Origin of the sequence: Lacticaseibacillus yichunensis, from assembly GCF_003946405.1 — a bacterium.
Taxonomy (GTDB): domain Bacteria; phylum Bacillota; class Bacilli; order Lactobacillales; family Lactobacillaceae; genus Lacticaseibacillus; species Lacticaseibacillus yichunensis.
Genome location: NZ_RHOG01000060.1, coordinates 1 through 4,208, shown reverse-complemented (window position 1 = coordinate 4,208; position 4,208 = coordinate 1). Strand labels below are relative to the sequence as shown.

Below are 4,208 nucleotides of genomic sequence, written 5' to 3'. Positions count from 1 at the left end.
GCTTAAAGCATAGCACCGGGGAAGACCAGGTGCCTTTTTTGTTATTCAAAAAAGGTCCAAAACTTCCGGCGTTGTCAAAATCAACACCAAAAATTTTAGACCCATAATTTTTGACGCCAAAAAGGCCAGCAGAGCGCTGGCTTTTTTGCTATTCTGAATGCACTTGGTGGCCTCACTGCGCCGGCTTTCTGAGTCGGGCTCCCGTGCGCGGTTGCGGCAGTTGTAGCCGCAATGTTGCCGCCGGTTTGGCGCGGCGCGCAGTTTCTGGTATGATAATTGGCGTTTAATGCAAGAAACGAGGCAAAAAAATGGCAGACAAATTGATCACGGCAGTTTCGGAGGACGGCTTTTTCCGCGTATTCGCCGTCGATGCCACGCAGACCGTGGCAGAAGCACAACGGCGGCATGGCACCTGGCCGGCTAGCTCAGCTGCATTGGGGCGGGCACTGGTCGCAACAGCGCTGTTGAGTGCGGCTGGGCTTAAAGATGACGATGACCTCCTGACGGTCCGCATCAAAGGCGATGGCCCGGCCGGCGCGATCGTGGCAGATGGCGAGGCAAATGGCAATGTGCGTGGCTACATTGAAAACCCGCATGTCGACCTGCCCCTCAATTTGGTTGGGAAGATCGATGTGGGCCAGGCCGTCGGGAAAAACGGCTTGCTGGTCGTGACCAAGAGCATTGGGGTCGGCGATCCATTTACGGGTCAGGTCGCCTTAGTTTCGGGCGAGCTCGGGGACGATTTTGCCTACTATCTGACCCAATCGGAACAGATTCCGTCAGCGGTCGGCCTTTCCGTCTTTGTCAATGGTGACGAGACGATCGGCCATGCAGGGGGCTTTCTGGTCGAAGCGTTGCCCGATGCGACGGATGCGGCACTAGATGAGGTCGTGACCACGATCAAGACGTTGCCGCTGGTGTCGGAAATGCTCAAGGCGGGCCTGACGCCAGAACAGATCGCCGCGCGGACGCTGGGCACCCGGCCACTCAAGGTGCTGAACACCCAACCGGTCGCGTTTCAGTGCACCTGTAGCAAGGCCCATTTTGCCGAAGTCCTCGCAACTTTGGCGCACAAGGACCTACAGCAGATGATCGACGAGGATCATGGGGCAGAAGCGGTCTGCAAATTCTGCGGCGCCCATTATCAGTATTCGGAAGCGGAATTATCGGCATTGATGACTCAGGAGGAAACAAAATGACGACAGATCAGAGTTGGCAGATCGGCGATGTGACCATACCCAATCGCGTGGTCGTTGCCCCGATGGCCGGAATCTCAAATGCGGCCTTTCGCGTGACGTGCAAGGAGTTTGGGGCTGGCCTGGTGGTGTGCGAGATGATCTCGGATCGCGGCATCATGTATCACAACCAAAAGACGCTTAGCATGCTGTTTGTCGATCCCCGGGAACACCCGATCTCCATACAGATCTTCGGCGGGACCAAGGAGACGTTGGTCAACGCGGCGAAATTCATTGATCAAAACACGGCCGCGGATATCATCGACATCAACATGGGCTGTCCTGTTCCCAAGGTCACCAAGACGGATGCAGGCGCGCACTGGTTGCTCGATCCGAACAAGGTCTACGAAATGGTCGCGGCGGTCGTTGATGCCGTACACAAGCCGGTGACGGTGAAAATGCGGACAGGCTGGGACCAGGACCATATCTTGGCTGTCGAAAACGCCTTAGCTGCCGAACGCGCTGGTGCCAGTGCGCTGGCGATGCATGGCCGCACCCGCAAGCAGCTCTATACAGGGCATGCAGACTGGAACATTTTACATGAGGTGGCTTCACAGCTGACCATTCCATTCATGGGTAATGGGGATGTCCGCACGCCGCAAGACGCCAAGCGGATGATCGATGAAGTCGGGGCGGATGCAGTCATGATCGGCCGCGCTGCACTGGGCAATCCGTGGCTGTTGACACAGGTCGAGGCTTACCTTCGCACGGGCGAACTGCAGCCGGAGCCGACGCCACGTGAAAAAATAGAAACGGCCAAATTGCAGCTGCATCGGCTCGTTGAACTCAAGGGTGAAAAGATCGGCGTACCCGAATTTCGGGCGCAGGCGGCGTACTATCTGAAAGGCGTGCCGCATGCAGCCCGCACCAAGGCAGCCGCGATGAGCGTGAACACAGAGCAAGAGGTCGACGATATTTTTGACCGTTTTATTGAAGAAACTGAGCAACGCGAGGCGGAAACACAGCGCTAAATACCGGTGACGCTTGCTTTTTCCACAGGAAGTCGTCATTATCAAAAAAGGAAACTGAAACGGAGGGTTCACGTTGGCAAAGGAACAAGCAGAATTGAATGATCAGATGCTCGCGCGTCGCCAGAAGATGGATAACTTACGCGAAGCGGGTATCGATCCATTTGGGCACCGCTTTGACCGCACTGACTTGGCGGCTGAGCTCCACACCAAGTTTGATGGCGAGGACAAAGAGGCACTGGGGGAAGCGGCACCGGAGACGGTGATTGCGGGGCGCATGATGTCCAAACGAGGGAAAGGCAAGGTCGGCTTTGCCGATCTGCGTGATCGCTCAGGCAAGATTCAGATCTACGTCCGCAAAGATGTGGTCGGGGAGGAGAACTACAAGCTGTTTAAGCAAGCGGACATCGGTGATTTTCTCGGCATCGATGGCGACATGATGAAAACAGATGCAGGTGAGCTGACGGTGCGGGCCACGCACCTGACTTTTTTGACCAAGGCATTGCGCCCGTTGCCGGATAAGTATCATGGGCTCACGAATGTCGAACAGATCTATCGCCAGCGCTATTTGGATCTGATCTCGAATGAGGAAAGCTACGACCGCTTCGTTAAGCGCAGTCGCATTATTAGCGCGGTGCGTGAATATCTGGATGGTCATGATTTTCTCGAAGTTGAAACGCCAGTGCTGCATAACCAGGCGGGTGGCGCGAGCGCGCGGCCGTTTATTACGCATCATAACGCCCTGGACATTGACCTCTATCTACGCATCGCATTGGAGCTTCATCTCAAGCGGTTGATCGTCGGTGGGATGGAACGCGTGTATGAAATTGGGCGTGTCTTCCGCAACGAAGGCATCGACACGAAACATAACCCAGAATTCACCGAGCTTGAGACGTATGCCGCCTACTGGGATCTGACCGATGTGATGGACGAAACGGAGGGCATTTTCCGCTATGCTGCGCAAAAGGTCCTAGGCACGGGAAAAGTGACGTATCAAGGACAGCTGATCGATCTCGACGCGCCGTTCCAGCGGGTGCATATGGTCGATGCAATCAAAGACAAAACTGGCGTCGATTTTTGGCAGCCAATGAGCGATGACGAGGCGAAAAAGGTCGCGGCTGCCCATGGTGTTCATTATGAGTCTTATTGGAAGACCGGCCATATCATCAATGCTTTCTTCGAGGAATTTGTCGAGGAGACATTGACGCAGCCGACCTTCATCTACGGCCATCCGATCGAGATCTCCCCGCTTGCCAAAAAGAGTCAAAAGGACCCACGGTTTGTGGATCGCTTTGAGCTCTTTATGCATGGCAATGAATACGCCAACGCTTTTACTGAGCTCAATGATCCTATCGATCAGCGCGCACGGTTTGAAGCCCAAGCAGCTGAAAAGACGCAAGGAAACGACGAAGCGCAGGGCATCGATGAAGACTTTATCGAGGCATTGGAATATGGGATGCCACCAACTGGGGGTCTGGGCATTGGTATCGACCGCCTGGTGATGCTGTTGACTGATGCGGCTTCAATTCGCGACGTTCTGCTTTTTCCAACATTGCGTCCATGATTATGAAAAAAGCACTCCGACTCGGGGGTGCTTTTTTCATTAGAAAAGTTCCGCACGATAAGTCGCCGGCGTGGCCGCTTTGTCCGCAAATCTTCGCAAGAAACCAAACGTTCTATTTTCGCTGGCAAATAGTGTTCGCGAATGCCAAATATTGTTGAAAAAAGTTGACGGGACGCGGTCTGCCTGATAATATAAATAGCGTCGTCGAGGCAATGACAGCACTGACACAAGCAACCGACTGAAAACTTATCGTTGACAGCAAAGATGCGAAATGTTAGGATGTTAAAGTTGTCTTTTGGACAAGTCGTCCTTTGAAAACTGAACAAAGTTTCGTAAATGTGTAGGTGATTCGGCCTTAATTGGCCGGAGAATTAAACATGAGCGAAGTCAATTCGCTAGTAACAACAAATCGAGCTATTCAAACGGCTCATTATATGAGAG

General features: G+C 53.7%; 3 protein-coding genes. All 3 read left to right on the top strand.

Annotation, left to right across the window (positions count from 1 at the left end; genetic code table 11):
• Positions 1-308: 308 nt before the first annotated feature.
• The 3 genes from hslO to lysS all read left to right on the top strand — a co-directional run bounded on the left by hslO (position 309) and on the right by lysS (position 3,767).
• Positions 309-1,199 carry an Hsp33 family molecular chaperone HslO gene (gene hslO / locus EKM95_RS11325; protein ID WP_125698532.1) on the top strand — a complete coding sequence of 297 codons (891 nt, stop codon included), beginning with the start codon at positions 309-311 and terminating at the stop codon, positions 1,197-1,199.
• Complete coding sequence (gene dusB / locus EKM95_RS11320) at positions 1,196-2,206, top strand: tRNA dihydrouridine synthase DusB (RefSeq protein WP_125698530.1); 1,011 nt, start codon at positions 1,196-1,198, stop codon at positions 2,204-2,206. The genes hslO and dusB overlap by 4 nt, the downstream gene beginning before the upstream one ends.
• Positions 2,207-2,312: 106 nt before the next feature.
• Positions 2,313-3,767 (top strand): lysine--tRNA ligase, encoded by a 1,455-nt coding sequence (lysS, locus tag EKM95_RS11315; RefSeq protein WP_379897253.1) that lies wholly within the window; start codon positions 2,313-2,315, stop codon positions 3,765-3,767.
• The last annotated feature ends 441 nt before the right edge of the window (positions 3,768-4,208 follow it).

Excerpts from the sequence above, each read along its gene's own strand:
- hslO (WP_125698532.1), top strand. The coding sequence starts at position 309 with ATGGCAGACAAATTGATCACGGCAGTTTCGGAGGACGGCTTTTTCCGC.
- dusB (WP_125698530.1), top strand. The coding sequence starts at position 1,196 with ATGACGACAGATCAGAGTTGGCAGATCGGCGATGTGACCATACCCAAT.
- lysS (WP_379897253.1), top strand. The coding sequence starts at position 2,313 with ATGCTCGCGCGTCGCCAGAAGATGGATAACTTACGCGAAGCGGGTATC.